Genomic DNA, 19,358 nt, shown 5'->3' with positions numbered 1-19,358 from the left:
GCAGTGGGAGTGGCGTTGGGTGATGGGTAGGGAGGGCTACAGCGCGTCCAGCCGCGTGCGCAGGCTGGCCGCATGCTCGCGCAGCGCATCGAGCTGCGGGCCCTGCATCTTTTGCAACTGGCGGTACACCATGCCCAGGCGGAAGTTGCTGCCCAGCGTGCCTTCGTTGCGCGCAAAAAAGTCCCAGTACAGCGCGTTGTACGGGCACGCACTCTCGCCCACCTTGAGCTTCTTGTCGTAGTGGCAGCCGCCGCAGTAGTCGCTCATGCGGTCGATGTAGGCAGCGCTGCTCACATAGGGTTTGGTGGCCAGCAGGCCGCCGTCGGCAAACTGGCTCATGCCCACGGTGTTGGGCACTTCCACCCATTCAAAGGCGTCGATGTACACGCCCAGATACCAGCGGTGCACGGCGGCCGGGTCGAGCCCCGCCAGCAATGCAAAGTTGCCGATGACCATGAGGCGCTGGATGTGGTGGGCGTACGCATGCTCCAGCGACTGGCCCACCGCGTGCTGCATGCAGCGCATGCGGGTCTTGCCCGTCCAGAACCACTCCGGTAGCGGCGTGTTGTGGCCCAGGGCGTTGCGCTCGTCGTAGCCGGGCATGTGGGCCCAGTAGATGCCCCGCACATACTCGCGCCAGCCCAGGATCTGGCGGACAAAGCCCTCCACCGCAGGCAGGGGCGCAGTGCCTGCGTGGTAAGCGGCTTGGGCGCGTTGCACCACCTCGTGCGGGCGCAGCATTTTGGTGTTGAGCGCGAAGGACAGCAGGGAGTGAAACAGCCGCGCACTCTGCGTGCTCATGGCGTCTTCGTACGCGCCAAAGTGCGGCAGCGTGGTGGTGATGAAGTGGTCGAGCCACACCAGTGCCTCGGCCCGGTTCAGCGGTCAGCGCAGCGCATGGGCCTGCGGGTTGCCAAAGCTTTGCACGCCTGCGGCCTGGATGGTGGCCCACAGGGCGCTGTGGTCGTGCGTGGGGCGGGCGTCGGTCGGCAGCGCAGGGGTGCCAGGCCAGGGCTTGCGGTTGTCGTGGTCGTAGTTCCATTGGCCGCCTTCAGGCTCGCCAGCCTCGTCAATCAGCACGCTGTGGCGCTGGCGCATGCGGCGGTAGAAGTGCTCCATGAGCCACTGCTTGCGGCCCTTGAACACCTCGGCCATTTCGGCGCGGGTGGTGTAGAAGTGCTCGCTGCTGACAACCTGCACGGCAAAGGCTTGCTCTGCACCCCAGGTGCGAAGTTGCTCGTCCAGCCGCCATTCGTCGGGGTGCTGGTATTGCAGCGTGTGCGCGCCGTAGTGGGCCATGAGCGCGGCCAGGTTGGCGGGGATGGACTGGCGGTTGCTGGCGTCATCCATCGCCACGTAGCGCACGCGGTGCCCGGCTTCGCGCAGGTGGCGGGCCAGGTCGCGCATGGCGGCAAAGATGGCGAGGATCTTTTGCGCGTGGTGCAGCACGTAGTCGGTTTCTTGCCGCACTTCCATCAGCGCATAGACCACGCCTTCGTCGTGCGTGGCAAACCACGAATGCCCGGGGTTGAGCTGGTCACCCAGCAGCAGGCGCAACGTGGGGGTGCGCGGTTGCGGGGTGCTCATGCCGTGCCCCACATGCGGCGGTAGCTGCCGTCGGCATCGTGGTCTTGCGCCTGCTTGATGGGGTTGAAGCGGCGGCCTCCGCGCGGGTCGGTGCCACGCCCGGCGATGTAGAGCCAGTTGCCCTGGTTGCTGTACACGTCGTAGTCCACCAGTTGTGATTCAAACCACGCAGCGCCTGCACGCCAGTCGCCGTGCAGGTCGTGGATGAGATAGCTGGCAGCCACCTGGCGCAGGCGATTGCTCAGATACCCGGTAGAAGCCAGCTCGCGCATGGCGGCGTCCACCAGCGGCTCGCCCGTACGGCCCTGGCACCAGCGCTCGAACCCCTGCACGTTGTGAGGGGCCACCGGCAGTGCAGAGAGGCCCCGCGCGCGGTACAGCGCCATGCCGTATTGCAGGTGCAGCAACCGAAAGTAATCGCGCCAAAGCAGCTCAAACCAAAGCCAGTAGATGCCGTCGTTGGCACCGTGGTCGCGTTCAAAGGTTTTCAGGTCGGCATGAATTTTTCGGGGCGAGAGCGCGCCCGTGGCCAGCCAGGGTGAGAACTTGCTGGAGTAGTCCAGCCCCGTGAGGCCGTTGCGGGTGGCCTTGTAACTGTGGGCCAACTTGCGGGCCAGGTACTGCACCAGGTGGGCGAGTGCGAGGGTTTCGCTGCCATCACACGCGGGCGTGCCGTAGGGGAAAGAGGAGCGCGGGTCGCGCCCTGCGAGGTTGTCGGTTGCGGCGGCACCCTGCTCTGCCCATGCGGGCATTGCGCCCAAGGCCTCCCACACATCGGATGACACCAGCGGGGGCGGCAACAGGGATACGGGTGGTGGCAACGGTGCGGGGGGCGCGATGTCGGCACGCTCCACAGCCTGGCGAAAGGGGGTGAACACGGCAGGCAGTTCGGCCACAGGCCAGGGCATGTCGGCAGGCTGCAGCAGGCTGCTGTGCCACACGGTGTGCACCTGCAGCCCGGCAGCACGCAGGGCTGCGACCTCGGCCTGCTCGTAGGGGGCGGCAATGTCTTCGCACACCACTGTGGCGGCGCCCACGGCACGCGCCAGCGCAGGCAATGCCGTGGCGGGCGCTGCGTGGCACACCTGCAATGGGTTGCCCAGCGCGGCCATGCGCGCACCCAGGTCACGCAGCGCGGCGGCCACAAAGGCTTGACGGTGTGGGCCAACGCGGGCAAAGCCCCAGGGCGTAACCTCATCCGCCGGGGGCTGGCACACCACGGGCAGCAGGTGGGTGGCACCACCGGTCAACGCGGCTTGCAACGCGGGCTGGTCGTGCAGGCGCAGGTCGTTGCGGAACCAGAAAACGACGGTCCTCATGCAGTGCCCTCCCCTTTCGAGCCGCCGGTTGCGTGGCCCGCGCGCCTGCGCTCGCTGCGGCAGCGCTCGGAGCAGAACTTCACTTCGTCCCACACCTTCTCCCACTTCTTGCGCCAGGTGAAGGGCAGGCCGCAGTGTTGGCAGGTTTTCTGCGGCAGGTCGTGCTTCTTGCGCATGCGCATGGCGGTGGCAAACGTGAAGTGAAAGGGAAAACGGTTTCAGTCGGACAACATTTGCGCAGCCAGTGTCCGCCCGCTGAGCCAGGCGCCTTCGACCTTGCCGCCATTCAACCAATCACCACACATCCCCAGGCGCAGCGATGCGTTCCACCAACTGCCCAGCGTGAGCGCGGGTCCAGTGTCGGCATAGCGCCAGCGGTGGGCTGTAGCGGCCAAGGGTGTGGGGCCACCCAGGGCGGCAAAAGTGCCGAGCAAGGTGGCGATGACGGACTCGGCGTTGTCCTCGATATGGGCGTCGCTCCATTCGGCGGTGGCGTGGAGCAGCCAGGTTTCTGCGCCGGTGCGGCCGGGCTTGCTGCTGTCGCGCGCCACCCAGCGCAGCGGGCCGGTGTTGATGAAGGCGCCCTCCCACGGCATGGCCACGGGGGCGGCGTAGCGCAGCATCACGGCCCAGCTGCCACGCATGCGCGCGCTGGCGGCCACGGCAGCGCCAGCGGTCGCTACGGGGGCGAGCAGCGGTACGGCCTGCGGGGCGGGCACCGCCAGCATCACAGCGTCGTAACGCTGGTGGAGTGGGCCATGCTCTGCGGAGGTGATGGTCCAGCCGCCCTCGGTGCGGTCCAGCCCCTGCACGGTGGTTTGCCACCGTGTCAGCGCACGGTCACCCAGGCTCTGCACCAGCCACGCGGCGGGCGACGTCATGCGCGGTGTGCCCACAAACCGCTCCAGTGGAGTGTGCGGCGTGGTCCATATGCTGCCGTCAAAACTGGCCAGCCGGGCATTCCACACTGCAGCCACGCCAGCCCGCTGCCAGCGGGCCACCTCCGCACGAAAGGCGGGATCGCGGGCGGTGAAATACTGCGCGCCGTGGTCGCACTGCCAGGCACCGTGCTCGTCTTCAGCGCGGCGGGTGCTCATGCGGCCGGAAGGGCCACGGCTTTTGTCAAACACATGCACGATGTGGCCTGCCTGCAGCAGCGCCTGCGCACACGACAGACCTGCCAGGCCTGCGCCAATGACTGCAATGGTTTGTGGCGCAGGAAGGTTCATGATTTTGGGTCGGTGCGTTCGTGGGTCACCCAGATCAGCGCCTGGGTGTCGATGCCCAGGACGTTGGCACGGGCGATGAGCTGCTCGCGCACGGCGGGGGCCAGTTGTTTGGTGCGCGACAAGATCCAGCAGTAGCTGCGGTCGGGCCCCACCACCAGCGCCCATTGGTAGTCCGCATCCAGCGCGGCCACGTGGTAGCCGCCGTAGAACGGGCCAAAGAACGACACCTTGAGCGACGCGGTGCTTGCATCGCCGGTGAACTTCGCCTTGCCTTCCGACTGGCGCCAGTCATTCTTGCCGGTGTCAAAGCCCCGGTTGAGCACACGCACGCTGCCGTCCCCCCGGCGCTGGTAGGTGGCGCTCACATCCGTCATGCCGCGTTCAAACGGATGGTCGAGCCGGGCGACTTCGTACCAACGGCCTTCGTAGCGGGCCAGGTCGAACGGGGTGAAGGGGGCGATGCCGGGGGGTGGGCTGGCGGATGAGCAGCCAGTGAGGGCCAATACCATGGCAACCATCACCATCACCAGCAGCACGGACCGGTGGGCCCATGGGAACAATCGGGACATAAATTACCAATCAGTCACGAAACAAACCAAATGGTAACTCAATGGGATTTCCATGCGATGTCGGATGGCCTCTGGCACCTCTGGCCCACACCGCGCCCCGTAAACTTGCGCCATGACTCTTCAAATCACTGTGTATTCCAAGTCCGCCTGCCCGCAATGCGAGTCGGCCAAGATGCTCCTCAAGTCGCGCTCGCTGCCGTATGAGGAAATCAAGATCGATGACGAGGCCGAGCGCCTGGCCTTTTATGCCAAGTGCGGGCCCTCAGTGCGGCAGATGCCGCAGATCTTCATCAATGACCAGCGCGTAGGGGGCCTGGCCGGGTTGCAGGCAGCGTTGGCGCAAATCGCTCCGCAGACCCCGACTTAACGGCCAGAACTACCGGTACTTCGCGGCGGTGATGAACTCGCTGAAAGTCTCACACCACACGATCACGGTGTTGAACCTGGCCGGGTCTACGCCCTGCGGCACCGGGACGATGAAGTTGTTGAACGTTTTCACATCCCCCACGCGCAACATCTGCGGCTTGAGGCGCTTGAAGTCGGCCTCGGTTTCCACGAATTCAGGCGACAGGTAGAGCTTGTAGTCCGGCCCCGGGGCCAGCTTGCCCAGCAGACTGATGGCTTGCGGGCCGACAGACACAGCGCCCTCGCCCCAGTGCAAGGCATCGCTGTCCTTGAGGTCACGGCGGAAGGTGGCAGTCCATCGGGCGGCGGGCAGGCGGGATTGGATTTCCTGCTGCGTGGGAGCATCCGGCGCGATCAGGATCGGCAGCGCATACACGCCCAGCACAAACCCAAGACCCAAGGTGAGCAGGTGCGAGGCGGTGAGCAGAAGGGGCTTCAGGGGTTTCATGACAGCGGACTCAAAGGCGTTGCGCCAATGTACCCCCAGCCCGGCTACCCTCAACTCCCGGGGATACCCCCACAATGCCCCGCCCCCGCCCCGCCCCGCGTCAACCCGCGTTGGCCAGAAACCCGTCTACCAGCGCGTAGTGCTCCTGCACATTGAGCGCGGGGGCATGGCCGCAGCCGGGCACCTCCACCACCTGCGCCCGGCCCCGCGCACCGGGGCCACGGGTCAACATCTCGGCAGTGGTTTCGCGCAGCACCAGGTCCGAGTCGGCACCGCGCAGGCAGAGCACAGGGATGTCGAGCGCATCGTAGTGGTCCCAGATCAGGTAGTCGTTGGCGTGGTGCGTGAACTGCTGCACCATGGCCGGGTCGTAGTGCGGCGTCACCCGGCCATCGGGCAGGCGGCGGGTGGATGTCTCGGTCAGGCGGCGCCACTGCGCATCGCTGAGCCAGCCGTAGGGCTGGTACACCTGCCGGAAGAACGCCTCCAGCTCTTGCACCGTGTCAAACGATGGCGGGTGGCCCGCGTAGGCCTTGATGCGCTCGAGCGCGGCATCCGCCAGGCGGGGCGCGTTGTCGTTGAGCAGCAGGCTGTTGATGCGGCCCTTGAGCTGTGGCTCGAACAGGCCCGAGGCGCACACGGTGCCGATGGCGCCGCCCATGGATGTGCCCACCCAGTGCGCCTGCTCGATACCCAGCTGGTCAAACAGGCCGGCCGCAATGCGCGCGTAGAACGACAGCTGGTATTCGTCCTGCGGCGCACGCGCCCACTGGCTCAGGCCCCGGCCAATGGTGTCGGGGCAGATCACGCGGTAGCGAGGCGCCAGGTGGGCGGCCAGCTCATCCATGTCGCGCCCGGTGCGCGCCAGGCCGTGCCAGGCCACCACCACGGGGGCATCGCGCGCCCCCCACTCCATGTAGTGGATTTCATAGCCGGCGCAGGTGGCGTAGCGCGATAACGGAGTCATGGTGGACAACCTTGTGAGTCAGTAGAGGGATGCCGGTTGCTGATCAAACAACCTGCGGACTGGGAGCGAAGCATTCATTTCATGAGGCGGCCGTTGCTGCCGATGACCGTCACTTCAACGTAGCGTGAGCCGATGCGATTGGTGGGCGAATAGCCGAGCGTGATGCCGCCCAGGTCATAGCTTTGCATCGACTCCAGCGCCTTGACGATCTTGGTGCGCGTGGGCAAGGGCCCGGCACGGCGCAGGGCCTCGACCAGCACCTTGGCGCCCAGGAACTGCTCGAAGCTGGTGTAATTGACCTCTGCCTCGGGCGCGTATTTCTTGAGCAGCGACTGGTATTCACGCACCACGGGCAGCTGCGGCCGGTAGGGGTAAGGCACCACCTGGCTGATACCGAGGCCGTGTGCATTCTTGAGGCCCGCGAGCTTGACCAACTCGGTCGGGTCCACCACCGAGATGTTGTAGAGCTGCGCGCCCCCACCCTGCTCGCGGTAGCGCTGGATGAATGCGGCGGCGGGCTTGTTCACGGCGATCATGATGACGGCGTGCACATCGGCCGCCTTGATGGCCTTGACGGCATCATCCACCTTGTCGGTGTTGCGCTCGTACCCCGCAGCCACCACCAGTTTGAGATTGCGCTTGGCCAGCGCTGCCTCCACCCCCGCCAGGCCCGCCTTGCCAAAACCGTCGTCTTGGTACATCACGGCCACGCGGTTCATGCCCAGGGTGGTGAGCTGCTGCACCATGTGCTCGGTTTCGTCCACATAACCTGCGCGCACATGAAAGATCCAGGGGTTGAACGGGTTGCGCAGCGATTCGCCCCCGGTGTAGGGCGCCACCAGCGCGGCGCCGCCCTGCTCCAACACGCCGTCGGCCAGCAGCTGGGTGATGTTGGCCGTGCCCGCAAAGCCATACAGCGCCACCACCTCGGGTTTGGCCAGCATTTCACGGGTCAGCTTCACGGTGTCGGCCACCTTGTAGGCGTCGTCCACCACCGCCTGGCGGATGGAGGCGCCGTGCACGCCGCCCTGGGCGTTGACCCAGTCGAAGTAGATCTTGCCGCCCAGCACCATCTGCGCGCCGGTGCTGGCCAGCACACCCGATAGCGGGGCCACTTGCCCCACCACAATCTCTGCCGCGCGTGCCGGCGCACCGCCACTGGCTCCGAGCACCAGCAACAGCCCAACGGGCACTGCCAGCGCCGCCGCCATACGGCGAGCCCAGGTCTTCATCACAGCATTCATACGTCCATCCTTGGTGTCAGAAACGCACGGCCCCGGCGCCGCGCGCGCTTGCAACGGGCGCGCAGCACGCGCGTGATCCCTACTCTTGCAGCCCTGCGGCCTGCGTCAGTCGGGGATGGAGATGGCGCCCGCCGTGATGGCAATCGCATTGGCTGCGGCAGGCACGGTGGCCAGCGGCGGCACGTTGGCCGCAGTGATGGCTGGCGCACTGCCGGGCGTGCCGCCACGGGGCACGGTGCGCACCACCTGGCTGGCGGGCAGGGCCTTGCCGTTGGCCAGGTGCTCGTACACGGCATCCAGCGCATGGTTCAGGTACACGTGCAGCGGCACATACCGCGTGTCGTAGCCCGGCAGCACGGCGGGCAGACCGATGAAACCGTCAAAGTGCTGGGCGTTGGCCACTTCCACATAGCTGAGCCTGCTGGCAGCCCCCTCGACCTTCCTGTTCAGCGCGGCATAGGGGCGCGAAGTGTGGCTCACGGGCAGCAGCGCATCGGCACGGCCGTGCACGATGACAGTGGGCTTGCCCCGCAGGTTGCCGTTGCGGCGCGTTTCGTCCACGCCGGCCTGCAGCTTCTTGGCGGCCGCATCGGTGCCGGTCACCAGGTTGCGCAGGCACAGCGCGCCCGCCGTATTCCAGTCGGCCACGCCCGTGTCCGAGAACGACAGGAAGTCACGCGCCGGGCCCAGCTTGCCCAGGTTGTTCACGAGGTTGATGCCACCGGAAGGCGGCACACCGTTGCCGGTGGCAAACATGCCCGGCAACGCTGCGGCCGCCAGGGGCGCCACCGCGCCCGTGGTCGCCGTGGCCGCGTAGCTGAAGCCGCACAGGTGGTCCTTCACGCTGCTGCGCGACAGGCTGTTGGCAAAAGTCACCGCCACGGCCGGGGCCACTTCGAACGCAGCCAGCGAGGCATGCAGGTCGTTCGACTCGGGCTCCCAGCCATAGGCGCGCAGCTTTTGCAGCGCCTCTTCGGCCTGCGCTGCGGTGGTGGATGCCGAGAGCAGCCCCGCCGTCTTGAGCGCCGCGCAGCGGTTGGGGGCGATGGGCAGCGCGGCGCTGGCAAACCCTGCCGCGAACGCTGCGGCAAAGGGACTGGTGCTGACTGACGGCGCGAGCGATGCACAGGCCTGGTACAGGTTGGCGTAGGTGGTGAAGTCCACCAGCGTCTTGCCCGTGACGGCCACCTCGGTGCTGCCACGGCGCACGGTGACGCCGGGGTTGGCGGGCAGTTCCAGCGCGGGCTCGGACACGGCCACGCCGCTGATCAGGCCCTGCGTGTCTTGCTCTGCGGCAGCAATGGCGGCGCCCCCGCCGTTCGAGATGCTGGACGCAATGACGATGGTGTTACCGGGCGTGAGTGTCTTCAGGCGCTGGCCCGCTGCGTTGGTGTTGCCGTAGCGCTGATTGAGCACGTAGTAGCCGAACTCCACGGCCTGCAGCGTGGTGGTGCCCCAGTCCTTCTCGGAGTTCTGGCCCGAGTGGGCGTGCTTGAAGGCAAAGCGGTTGGGCGTGGCGGTGTTGAAGGCCGCCAGTTCCGTGGACGTGAGGCCTGCGTTGAACGCCGCACTCTTGCCCGCAGTAGCGGCCGTGGCGCGGGTGCCGTCGATGAGTGGCACGGTGTCGTTTTGCAGGTCGTGTGGCGCGCCGCCTGTGCCCTTGTCCGAGTAAGCCACGGCGCAGCCCCGCTTGAGGCCCCACTCGCCCGTAGAGATACCGCCGTACACCCCGCGCGAACCCGAGGTCGTGGCCGTGATCATGCAGGGCTTGGCCGGGTTGAAGCTGGTGGGCACCTGCACCATGAGCGTAACGTTCTTGCGGCCCGTGCCGTCGTCGGCAAACGCGATGTATTCCGTGCCCGCCACCTTGCCCTCACCCGCCGTGGCCTTGCCCTGCGCATCCACATTGGGGCCGTACAGCAGGCCATATCCGCCCGCGGCCGTCATGTCGAGCATGGCCCGGTAGTTGGTGTGGATGGCCAGGCGGCGCAGCTCGGCGGCGGTGGGCTTGAGCGGGTCGGCAGAGGCGGGCGGCACTGCAGCGGCCAGGCCCGTGGCGCCCAGGCCCGCGGTGAGCAGGTCATTGGTGCTGCCGTCGTAGGTAGCCTCGCTGACCGTGCCCAGGTAGGCGGGTTTGGTGTTGAGCGCGGCGCTGTCGCCGTCGCTGCTGCCCCCACAGGCGACCAAAACAGCGGCGGCCACGGCAGCGGGAACGAACGGACGCACCCGCGCCTTCATCATGCTCATCTTCATGTGCTTGTCTCCTGGTATTTTTTGTTTGCTTTTCGCGCAGCTCCATCCCACCAACGACCGCCCAGGCGGCGTTGGCTTTCTCACGCCGCCTTGCGCGCAGCTGCCGCGCGCAGGCGCCCCACCACACCGGTGGGGAAGTAATAGACCGACAGGACAAACAGCACGCCCAGCCACAGCAGCCAACGGTCGGGCGAAAGCAAGGCAGACACCCAGGGCAGCCCCGATGTGGCCTCGTGGCCCAGGCGCAGCAGATCTTGCAGATAGCTCTGCGCCACCAGGAAGAGCACGGCCCCGATGGCCGAGCCATAGATGGTGCCCATGCCGCCGATCACCACGATCAGCAGGCAGTCCATCATGATTTCGAAGCTGAGCGAGGTGTCGGGCCCGTTGTAGCGCAGCCAGAGCGCGAGCATCGCGCCTGCCATGGTGGCAAACAGCGCCGACAACACGCTGGAGGTGGTGCGGTACACCACCACGCGGTAGCCAATGGCCTCGGCGCGGAACTCGTTCTCGCGGATGGCCTGCAACACGCGGCCGAACGGTGAATTGACGATGCGCAGCAGCGCCAGCACCAGCGCCACGGCAGTGACGAACAGCAGGTAGTAGCAGATCAGGCGGCCATCGATAGCGACGCCCAGGAACGGATCATCGAAGGGCTCGAAACTGGGCGACAGGATCTCGGGCACCTTGAAGGTCAGGCCGTCTTCGCCGCCAGTGATGTCCGACAGCTGCGAGGCCAGCGTCTGGAACGCGGCGGCCACCGCCAGCGTGATCATGGCGAAGAAGATGGCGCGCACGCGCAGCGAGAACAAGCCCACCGCCAGCGACAGCAGCAGCGACAGCAGCAGCGCGCCGCCAATGCCCACGCCCAGCGCCGTCCAGGTCGGCCCCATGCGCGTGGTGGCCACCGCGATGCCATAGGCCCCGATGCCAAAGAACATGGTGTGCGCAAAGCTCACGATGCCGGTGTAGCCCAGCAGCAGATCGAAGCTGGCCACCAGCACCACAAAGATCAGCACCTTGGCGGCCACGGACAGCGCCTTGACGCCCGGGAACAGGAACGGCGCGAACGCCAGCCCCAGGAAGATGGCCACAAGGATCACCGCCAGCACCTTGCTGCGCGGGTAGTCGCCGGAGAGAAGTCGGTTCAGCATGTCAGTCGGCTCCTCTTCAGCGGTTGGCCACGGGATAGACACCCTGCGGGCGCCACAGCAGGATGGCCACCATCAGCGCGATGTTGGAAAACAGCGCCACCTTGGGCACCAGGAAGCCGGTGTAGTTGGCCATGAGCCCCACCAGCAGCGCGCCGATGAGCGCACCGCCCGTGGACCCGAGGCCGCCGATGATGATCACGATGAAGATCAGCACATTGACCTGTGCGCCCATCTGCGGGATCACGTTCTGCTGGTAAAGCCCCCACATCACGCCGCCCAGGCCCGCCAGGGCCGAGCCCACCACGAACACGCCCACGAACAGGCGGCGGATGCGGTAGCCCAGGCTCTCCACCATCTCGCGGTCTTGCACGCCAGCGCGGATCAAGAGGCCGACCTTGGTGCGCGACAGCGTCCAGGCCAGTACGCCGAAGACCACCAGACCCACCGCCACGGCGATCAGGCGGTATTTTTCGATGGCGGCATCTCCCACCAGCAGCGAACCGCGCATGGCTTCGGGCAGCGGCAGCGGGATCTGCGCGGGGCCCCAGATGACCTTGATCAGCTCTTCGCCGATGATCATGCCGCCCATGGTGATGAGGATCTGCTTCAGGTGCTGGCCGTACACGGGCCGCACGATGAAGCGCTCGAACGCCAGGCCCACCGCCCCGGCGACGGCCATGGCCACGAGCATGGCGGGCAGCACGGCCATCAGGTTGCGCCACAGGTCAGCGCTTTGGGTGTAGTCGCCCATGGCGCCCAGCACGCTGGTGGCCACGAAGGCGCCCAAGGCGATGAACACGCCGTGGCCGAAGTTGAGCACGTCCATCAGGCCGAACACCAGCGTGAGGCCCGAGGCGATGATGAAGATGATCATGCCCATCGCCAGGCCCGCCACGGTGAGCGTGAGCCAGGTGCTGGGTGAGCCGATGAAGGGCAGCACCAGCAGCGCGAGCGCGGGCACCAGGGCCAGGGGCTTCCAGTCGAAGTCGCGGGTGATGCTCATGCCCGGTCTCCTTGCGCGGCAAGCAGCGCGCGCTCAGATGCTATATTTTTGATAGCAATCAGCGCTTTACCATCAAGCGCCAGCGGCCAAAAAAGCTTGAAATTTGGTGTGAAATTCATAGTGCCAACCCCAGCAGCGACCGCTGCAGTGCCTCGTCTTGCGCCAGCGCGGCCATGCTGCCCGCATGCACCACCTTGCCGTTGTCCATCACGGCCACGGTGTCGCCGAGCCGCTTGGCGAAATTGATGTTCTGCTCGACGAGCAGGATGGTCACGCCGCTCTTCTTGAGCTGGTCGAAGGCGTCGATCATGTTGTTGATGATGGCGGGGGCCAGGCCCTTGCTGGGCTCGTCCACGATGAGCAGGTCGCGCGGCTCGACGATGGCGCGGCTCACGGCCACCATCTGCTTTTGACCGCCGCTGAGCTTGCCGGCCGGGTGGTTCCAGAATTTCTCCACGGCCGGGAAGAGCTTGAAGATCCATTCGAGCCGGGCCGAGTCCATCTGCGCGGCGTTCTTGGCGCCGCGCGCGGCCAGCAGCATGTTTTCCTTCACGGTCAGGTCCGCGAAGATGCCCATGTTCTCGGGCACGTAGGCGATGTTCATGCCCGCGATCTGCGGTGTGTTCAGCGCCGTGATGTCCTTGCCCGCAAAGTGGACCGAGCCCTGCGACGCATGCCACAGGCCCATGATGGTGCGCAGCGTGGTGGTCTTGCCCGCGCCGTTGCGGCCCAGCAGCATGGTGAGCTGGCCCTTGGGCACCGCCAAATCCACACCGTGCAGGATGTGGTACGCGCCGATGTGGGTGTGCACGCCCTTGAGTTCGAGCAGGTTGCCCGTGTTGTTCGTGGTGGTGGTCATGCAGCCGCCTCCTTCGTCACGCCAAGATAGGCTTCCTGCACCACGGGCGATGCAATCACTTCTGCCGGCGGGCCGTCGGCCACCAGCGTGCCGTTGGTCAGCACGATGATGCGGTCGGCCAGTTCGCGCACCACGTCCATCTTGTGCTCCACCAGCAGGATGATCTTGGTCTTGTCCTTCTTGAGTTCGCGGATCAGGTTCAGGATCACGGGCGCCTCGTCGTGGCTCATGCCGGCCGTGGGCTCGTCGAACATGTAGACCTGCGGCTCCAGCGCCATCAGCAGCGCCACTTCGAGCTTGCGCTGGTCGCCATGCGGCAGGCTGGCCACGGGCGTGTCCTGGCGGTCGAGCATGGCCACGGCCTGCAGGATGGCGCGGGCGCGGTCGGTCAGGTCGCGGTGGTCGCTCCAGATGCTCCACAGGTTCAGCCCCCGGCGGTGCTTGCCCTCCTGCGTGGCCTGCACGGCCAGGCGCACGTTCTCCAGCACGCTGAGGTTGGGAAACAGGTTGGTGAGCTGGAAGGCACGGCCCAGGCCCGCATGCGTGCGCGCCGAGACCGACTGGCCCGTGAGGTCCTGCCCGCCCAGGGTGACACTGCCCGCGCTGGCGCGCAGCTGCCCGGAGATGAGGTTGAAGTACGTGGTCTTGCCCGCGCCATTGGGGCCCACGATGGCGGTCAGCGTGCCGGGCTCGAAAGAGCAGGTCACGGCGTTGACCGCCACGTGGCCGCCGAAGCGGATGGTCAAGTCCTTGGTGGCCAAGGTGCTCATGGGTGGTGTTTCACTTTCACGGTCGTCTTCATTCGTTGGTGTCGGGCGCCCTGTCCTGAAATGGACAGAGCGCGCGGCGTTCAGCGCATTGTCAAGGGCACGTGCCGATGACGTAGTAGTTCGGGCTCGTCTGTTTCAGCGTGTTGTTCACGAAGATGTTCCACAGCCCCATGCTCTGGTTGGAGCCCAGCGCAAAGGTGTAGCCGCCATACACATAGGCACGGCCGGCCATGGTGTGGGCGTAGTTGCTGGCGGTGGTGCAGGTGCCTCCGCCGCCCTGGGCTGCCAACGTGGTGCCCGATGCAGCGGCGGATGCAGCGCCCTCTGCTCCGCTGGCATCGGCGGCACGCACGGTCCAGCTGTAGGTGGTGGAAGCGGCCAGGCCGGTGTCGCTGTAGTTAGTTGCGGTCACGGGCAGCGCGTTGACCTTGTTGGCATTGCGGTACACGTTGTAGCTGGCAGCGCCCGAGACGGCATTCCAGGCAATCGCCATGCTGCTGGCCGTGGCGCCCGAGGTGCTCACGCCCGTGGGGGCAGGCAGGTCCACCGGTGGGTTGGTGGTGCCGCCGCTGGAAACCCGGTCCACCATGGCCTTGATGGCGACCATCTGCGGACCGGACTTCTTGGCGTAGTTGGCATTGTCGTAGCCCCACCAGTCAAAGCAGCTGTTGGTGGCCGCGGTGCTGGTCTGCGGGTACAGCATCACGATGTTGTTGGTGTCGGCCCAGCGGTTGTAGCCGGTGTTGCGCACGTACTGCTGCTGCACATCGCTGATGTTCTGCTTGCAGCCATGCAGCACCACGTGCAGCTTGCAGGTGGCACTGCCGCCCGCCTGGCAGGCCTGCGGCACATAGGCCCAGCCCGTGGTGGCCATGCCGTGGTTGGAGATGAATTCGCTCTGGTTGAACTCGATGAAGTTGCCGGTGGGCAGCGCCGCGTTGTTGCGTGCATTGAGCGGGCCGTACAGGTGCTGCAGCATGGCACCCGCCAGGTCGAAGTTGCAGTTGCTGATGTAGGGCGCTGCCTTGGTGGTGCAACCGTTGCCGTAGTCGTCGGTGACCATGGCGTGCTCGGCAGCGATGTCCTTCTTGTAGACCACGTTGGCGGCCGGTACAAAGCTGTTGTAGTAGGTGCGCAGGGCATCCATCACGCCGGTCTTGACCGCACTGTCGAGCGTGCCCGAGAACAGGTAGACCTTCGAGTTCTGCAGGTTGGCCACGGGGTCGATGGCGCCCTGGCTGGCCCAGGTGTTGGTGGTGCTGACCAGCGTGCTGGTGGGAATGCCCGCCGGGCTGGCCATGCAGCGCCCCGTGGCATTGACGACCGAGCCCTCGGCGCAATAGAACGGCCCGCCCGCAACCACGCCCACCCCTTTGGCAAACGTGGCCGAATACGCCACGTGCAGCTGCACGGCCATGAAGCCGCCTGCGGACAGGCCCGACACGGTGGTCTGGGTCTTGTCGATCTTGAGCGCGGGAAGGTTGACGGCGGCATATGCACCGCCCGTAGCGCACAGCGCGATGGCAGCTCCTGCTGCGGCCGCCCGGATGAAATTGAAAGCCATGTTGTCTTGTCTCCAAATAATTTTGAGAAAAACCGACCCAGCCCCCGTGTAATCCGGGAGTTCATGCATCAATTCACTGGAAAAAAAGGGGCGGCCGCCCCCGCGGGATGACCCCCCAGGGGCAGCGCCCCGGGGCCACGCAAATCCGCTTATCGCTTGTTGCGAATCGGCACTTGCATCTCTTCAGGCTTGATCTCGCGCACCAGCTCGGGCACGCCCCAGGCGAAGGCCGGGTCCACCTTGATCTTGAAGTGGTACATGCTCTGCATGGCCTGGTGGTCTTCCTTGCGGAAGGTCATCTTGCCCTTGGGGGTATCAAAACTCATGCCTTCCATGGTCTTGATGAGCTTGTTGGTATTGGTGTCGCCACCGGTGGCCTTGAGGGCAGTGACCAGCGCCATGGCGGAGCTGAAACCACCGGCGGTGAAGAAGTCCGGCGGGGTCTTGAACTCCTTGTAGTGCGCGGCCACCAGGGCTTCGTTCACGGGGTTCTTGGGGATGCCGAAGTAGTAGTACGTGGCGCCTTCCATGCCAGGGAAGTTCTTGTACGCAGCCATTGCGGGCAGGATGTTGCCGCCCGTGGCGATCTCGATGCCGTAGCGCTTGAGGTCCAGGTCAGCGATCTTGAAGGGGTTGCCGGCGCCGGCCCAGATGATGAAGATCACCTTGCGGCCGGGCACGTCCTTGAGCTTGTCGATCAGGCGCTGGGCACCGGCGGTGAAGTCGGTGGTGGTGGTGGGCAGGTATTCCTCGTGCACCAGCTTGGCGTTCTTCAGCGCGTCCTTGAAGGCCTTCACGCCGTCGCGACCGAAGGCATAGTCCTGCGCCAGCGTGGCCACCGTCACACCGGCCTTGTCGATGGCCACGGCGTTGGAGATGGCGTCCTGGCTGCTGTTGCGGCCGGTGCGGAAGATGTACTTGTTCCACTTGTCGCCGGTGATGGCGTCGGCCACGGCGGGCTCGACCAGCAGGATCTTCTTGTATTCCTCAGCCACGGGCAGCAGGGCCAGCGCCACGCCGCTGGAGGTGGGGCCCACGGCGATGTCGGCCTTGTCATCGGAGTAGGCCGATGCCAGCAGGCTCTTGCCCAGGTCTGGCTTGCCCTGGTCGTCCTTCTCGATCACCACGAGCTTCTTGCCATTGACGGTCATGCTGCCGCCGGTGGCGTAGTTCAGGCCCATCAGCAGGCCGGTCTGGGTCTGCTTGCCGTAGGCCTCCAGCGGGCCGGTCTTGCTGTAAACGTGGGCGATGCGGATTTCGCCGGTCTGGGCGAATGCGGGGGCGGAAAGCGTGGCGGCGGTAACGGCTGCAGTGGCGAGGGCGACCAGGGTGCGACGGTGCATGGCGATGTCTCCTTGTTGTGATGCCTGAACATTGCACAGTTCATGCCAACACGCAAGCTGTTGATTTTTATGAAACTTCTGCTGACACCTGTGCGACACAGTCTGATTTATAGACAAATAAATTGTCTATAAATCAGACATATGCCCAATATTTATTCAGGGTTTTCCAGACGTCCATAAAGCGTGGCCCGCGAGATGCCCAGCTGACGTGCCGTGGCGAGCTTGTTGCCGCCATGGGCTTTGAGGGTCGCGGCGATGGCACGCCGCTCCAGCTCGGCCACCTGTTCGGACAGCGGCCGCAGGTAGCGGCTTTCATCCTCGGCATCGCCCATCGGGGCGGCGTCCTGCACAGGAGCGGGTGCGGCAGGCTCCACGCCGGCTTCACGCAGCACGCGCTCCAGCTGCGCCGCGTCGATGGACGGGGAGTCACTGCGCATCACGGCCTGCTCCAGCACATTGCGCAGCTCGCGGATGTTGCCGCGCCAGGGCTGGCCCGCCAGCAACGCCATGGCGTCGGGCAGCAGCTCGGGCGGGGCCGTGCCGTTGCGCAGGGCCAGGTCTTCACCCAGCGCCTCGACCAGCGCCGGGATGTCGGTGCGGCGCGCCCGCAGCGGTGGCACACGCACAGGCAGCACGTGCAGGCGGTAGAACAAATCCTCGCGGAACTTGCCTTCGCGCACCAGCGTCGCCAAGTCGCGCGAGGTGGCCGCCAGGATGCGCACGTTGAAGGGCACCAGCTTGTTGGAGCCCAGCGGCTCGATCTCCCCCTCCTGCAAGGCCCGCAATAGCTTGGCTTGCAAGCTTTGCGGCATGTCACCGATTTCGTCGAGGAAGAGCGTGCCACCGTCGGCCAGCTTGAACTTGCCGTCGCGGCCCTTGCGGTCGGCGCCGGTGTAGGCGCCGGGGGCTACGCCGAAGAACTCGGCTTCGAGCAGCGTGTCGGGCACGGCGGCAATGTTGACACTCACAAACGGGCCGCTCGCGCGGCTGGATGCCGCGTGGATGGCGTGGGCCAGCAGCTCCTTGCCTGTGCCGGTCTCGCCGAGCAGCAGTACTGGGCTGCTGGACTGCGCCGCGCGCCGCGCCTGGCGCTTGACCTCGGCCGCTGCGGGGCTCGATCCGATAAAGCTGGCAAAGGTGTATTTGGCGCGCCGCTCGCCGTCGCCCGCCACGGCCAGCGAGCGGCTGCGCTGGCTGGCCAGCTCGCGCCGCGCGTCGTCCAGGTCGCGCTGCAGCAGCGCGAACTTGCTGATCAGCGGCTGCAGTGTGGTCTCGGGGTGGTCAAACAGCACGATGCCAATGGCGCCTATCACGCGGTCGGCATCGTCGCGCAGCGGGATGCGGCTGACCACAAAGGTGCCGGCCTTGTTGGTGAGCAGGTCGATCAGCACGGGCTGGCCGGTTTCGAGCACACGGCGCATCTGGGTGTTGGGGATGACCTCCTCCACCGTGCGCCCGACAAACTGATCGACCGACGAGAAACCCAGGTCGGGCAGAAAGCGCTGATAGCCCTCGTTCACCCACACGATGCGGCCGCTTCGGTCCACCAGGAACATGCCCTGGCTGACGCTGGAGAACAGCTGGAACATGGAGCGCGCCGCCAGTTCAAGAATGCCCTGGGCATCCAGCGGCAGTGCGGGGGCGTCATCGGTGAGCAAGGGCATCTGCGGATGGTAGCGCGGCGGGGTCTGGCCAAGTGCAGTCACACCGCAGACAACATGCAGCTCGATTGCTACTATTTTTATAGCTACTAGCGCAAATCCATAAAGCGCTAGCGGCTTTTTTTATCCAAAATCATGACGCCATCGACCACCGGCGCACTGCCCACGGGACACTGCGCGCGCGTCATGCGCAGAATCACCATGGGCTGGATGGCGGCCAGCGCCTCGGCCTCGCGCACGGCCAGGGGTTGGTCCACCAGGATGCAGGGCTTGCCTGTGCGGCGGCAGTGGTCTTGCACGCGCCAGTACTCGTCGTGGCTGATGCAGCCGGTCTGGCAGATGACCAAATCGGCAGCGGCCAGGTTGGCATCGAGCGAGCCGTCCCGCAGCCCAGTGGAGGCGGTGCGGTCCACCGCCCAGCGCTGAGGCGGGTGGTTGGCAACACCACCGGCCCTCGCGGGGTGGCCCCGGGGGGGCTCCGCAGCCTGGGCCGGCGCCACCTTCGCCTGGGCTGCCAGCCGCCAGCGCAGGCATTCGCGCGACAGGCTCGCAATGCGGTCGACGAGCACGCTGATGTGGCGGGCCATCGCCCGGCGGCGTGGCAGGCTGGGGTGCGCGACCTTGATCTGCGCCAGTTCGTCCTGCGCCAGGGCAAGGCGCGTGTCCCGCACGATCACCTCGGCACGCAGTCGCACCACCTGGGTTTGAAGGGCCACAATCTGCGCCGCCTGGGCAGACACCGTGGCGCTGCAGCGCTTTTGCGCATCGCCCAATTGGCGGCACAGCGCCAGAAACTCCTGCGGAAGTGATTGCATGCGCCACCTTTGCAAATAAGAATTATTCGCATTTTATGGTACGATTCGCGGCTTGTGAGCACGCAAGTCACCTTGGTGGGGAGGACACCGGAGGCATGAAGCCTCCGGTGTCTGGCTTGCGCAAACGCTAAGAACCTGTTCTAAGAAATCGCCCCTCCCGACGGCTAC

General features: G+C 66.0%; 18 protein-coding genes and 1 pseudogene. 1 reads left to right on the top strand and 18 read right to left on the bottom strand.

Annotation, left to right across the window (positions count from 1 at the left end; genetic code table 11):
* Nucleotides 1–36: 36 nt before the first annotated feature.
* The 5 genes and pseudogenes from ASE39_RS21120 to ASE39_RS21100 all read right to left on the bottom strand — a co-directional run bounded on the left by ASE39_RS21120 (nucleotide 37) and on the right by ASE39_RS21100 (nucleotide 4,704).
* Nucleotides 37–1,587 (bottom strand): annotated as a pseudogene (locus tag ASE39_RS21120) (cryptochrome/photolyase family protein).
* Nucleotides 1,584–2,906 carry a DASH family cryptochrome gene (locus tag ASE39_RS21115; RefSeq protein WP_057272422.1) on the bottom strand — a complete coding sequence of 441 codons (1,323 nt, stop codon included), beginning with the start codon at nucleotides 2,904–2,906 and terminating at the stop codon, nucleotides 1,584–1,586. Before ASE39_RS21115 ends, ASE39_RS21120 begins: the two are co-directional and overlap by 4 nt.
* Complete coding sequence (locus ASE39_RS21110) at nucleotides 2,903–3,088, bottom strand: DUF2256 domain-containing protein (RefSeq protein WP_057223183.1); 186 nt, start codon at nucleotides 3,086–3,088, stop codon at nucleotides 2,903–2,905. The genes ASE39_RS21115 and ASE39_RS21110 overlap by 4 nt, the downstream gene beginning before the upstream one ends.
* A 36-nt stretch (nucleotides 3,089–3,124) precedes the next feature.
* On the bottom strand, nucleotides 3,125–4,135 hold the full coding sequence (locus tag ASE39_RS21105) for an NAD(P)-binding protein (protein ID WP_057272421.1): 1,011 nt from the start codon (nucleotides 4,133–4,135) through the stop codon (nucleotides 3,125–3,127).
* Nucleotides 4,132–4,704 carry a lipocalin family protein gene (locus ASE39_RS21100; RefSeq protein ID WP_057272420.1) on the bottom strand — a complete coding sequence of 191 codons (573 nt, stop codon included), beginning with the start codon at nucleotides 4,702–4,704 and terminating at the stop codon, nucleotides 4,132–4,134. Before ASE39_RS21100 ends, ASE39_RS21105 begins: the two co-directional genes overlap by 4 nt.
* Before the next feature lie 112 nt (nucleotides 4,705–4,816).
* Between ASE39_RS21100 and ASE39_RS21095 the strand changes: the two genes are divergently transcribed.
* On the top strand, nucleotides 4,817–5,071 hold the full coding sequence (locus tag ASE39_RS21095; protein WP_057223177.1) for a glutaredoxin: 255 nt from the start codon (nucleotides 4,817–4,819) through the stop codon (nucleotides 5,069–5,071).
* 9 nt (nucleotides 5,072–5,080) lie between these two features.
* On the opposite strand, the gene ASE39_RS21090 is transcribed toward ASE39_RS21095, so the two are convergent.
* From ASE39_RS21090 to ASE39_RS21035, 13 genes are all read right to left on the bottom strand, one after another.
* Nucleotides 5,081–5,557, bottom strand: a complete 477-nt coding sequence (locus tag ASE39_RS21090) for a DM13 domain-containing protein (protein WP_057272419.1) — start codon at nucleotides 5,555–5,557, stop codon at nucleotides 5,081–5,083.
* A gap of 100 nt (nucleotides 5,558–5,657) precedes the next feature.
* Nucleotides 5,658–6,524, bottom strand: a complete 867-nt coding sequence (locus ASE39_RS21085) for an alpha/beta hydrolase (protein ID WP_057272418.1) — start codon at nucleotides 6,522–6,524, stop codon at nucleotides 5,658–5,660.
* 74 nt (nucleotides 6,525–6,598) lie between these two features.
* Nucleotides 6,599–7,768, bottom strand: a complete 1,170-nt coding sequence (locus ASE39_RS21080; RefSeq protein ID WP_010460459.1) for an ABC transporter substrate-binding protein — start codon at nucleotides 7,766–7,768, stop codon at nucleotides 6,599–6,601.
* A gap of 105 nt (nucleotides 7,769–7,873) precedes the next feature.
* A complete protein-coding gene (locus tag ASE39_RS21075) occupies nucleotides 7,874–10,021 on the bottom strand; it encodes a D-(-)-3-hydroxybutyrate oligomer hydrolase (protein ID WP_140426850.1) in 2,148 nt (715 codons plus the stop codon).
* Nucleotides 10,022–10,101: 80 nt separating this feature from the next.
* Nucleotides 10,102–11,175 carry a branched-chain amino acid ABC transporter permease gene (locus ASE39_RS21070; protein WP_057272417.1) on the bottom strand — a complete coding sequence of 358 codons (1,074 nt, stop codon included), beginning with the start codon at nucleotides 11,173–11,175 and terminating at the stop codon, nucleotides 10,102–10,104.
* A gap of 16 nt (nucleotides 11,176–11,191) precedes the next feature.
* Entirely contained in the window at nucleotides 11,192–12,178 is a 987-nt protein-coding gene (locus ASE39_RS21065) for a branched-chain amino acid ABC transporter permease (RefSeq protein WP_057272416.1), read from the bottom strand.
* Nucleotides 12,175–12,297, bottom strand: a complete 123-nt coding sequence (locus tag ASE39_RS27315; RefSeq protein ID WP_282434134.1) for a hypothetical protein — start codon at nucleotides 12,295–12,297, stop codon at nucleotides 12,175–12,177. The genes ASE39_RS21065 and ASE39_RS27315 overlap by 4 nt, the downstream gene beginning before the upstream one ends.
* Nucleotides 12,294–13,037 carry an ABC transporter ATP-binding protein gene (locus ASE39_RS21060; RefSeq protein ID WP_057272415.1) on the bottom strand — a complete coding sequence of 248 codons (744 nt, stop codon included), beginning with the start codon at nucleotides 13,035–13,037 and terminating at the stop codon, nucleotides 12,294–12,296. Before ASE39_RS21060 ends, ASE39_RS27315 begins: the two co-directional genes overlap by 4 nt.
* Entirely contained in the window at nucleotides 13,034–13,807 is a 774-nt protein-coding gene (locus tag ASE39_RS21055) for an ABC transporter ATP-binding protein (protein ID WP_057223166.1), read from the bottom strand. The genes ASE39_RS21060 and ASE39_RS21055 overlap by 4 nt, the downstream gene beginning before the upstream one ends.
* Before the next feature lie 91 nt (nucleotides 13,808–13,898).
* The gene (locus ASE39_RS21050) at nucleotides 13,899–15,371 is read right to left on the bottom strand and encodes a PHB depolymerase family esterase (RefSeq protein ID WP_057272414.1); all 1,473 of its coding nucleotides are present in this window, start codon (nucleotides 15,369–15,371) and stop codon (nucleotides 13,899–13,901) included.
* A 149-nt stretch (nucleotides 15,372–15,520) separates the two neighbouring features.
* Complete coding sequence (locus ASE39_RS21045; RefSeq protein ID WP_057272413.1) at nucleotides 15,521–16,714, bottom strand: substrate-binding domain-containing protein; 1,194 nt, start codon at nucleotides 16,712–16,714, stop codon at nucleotides 15,521–15,523.
* Nucleotides 16,715–16,866: 152 nt separating this feature from the next.
* Nucleotides 16,867–18,378, bottom strand: coding sequence for a sigma-54-dependent Fis family transcriptional regulator (locus tag ASE39_RS21040; protein ID WP_010460441.1), 1,512 nt, complete (start codon nucleotides 18,376–18,378; stop codon nucleotides 16,867–16,869).
* A 107-nt stretch (nucleotides 18,379–18,485) separates the two neighbouring features.
* Nucleotides 18,486–19,190, bottom strand: coding sequence for a DUF2325 domain-containing protein (locus ASE39_RS21035; protein WP_057272412.1), 705 nt, complete (start codon nucleotides 19,188–19,190; stop codon nucleotides 18,486–18,488).
* Nucleotides 19,191–19,358: the final 168 nt, after the last annotated feature.

The sequence above is a fragment of the Acidovorax sp. Root267 genome (genome assembly GCF_001429215.1).
Taxonomy (GTDB): Bacteria; Pseudomonadota; Gammaproteobacteria; order Burkholderiales; family Burkholderiaceae_C; genus Acidovorax; species Acidovorax radicis.
Note: the sequence above shows the minus strand (reverse complement) of the source record. Positions and strands in the feature narration are given on the sequence as shown.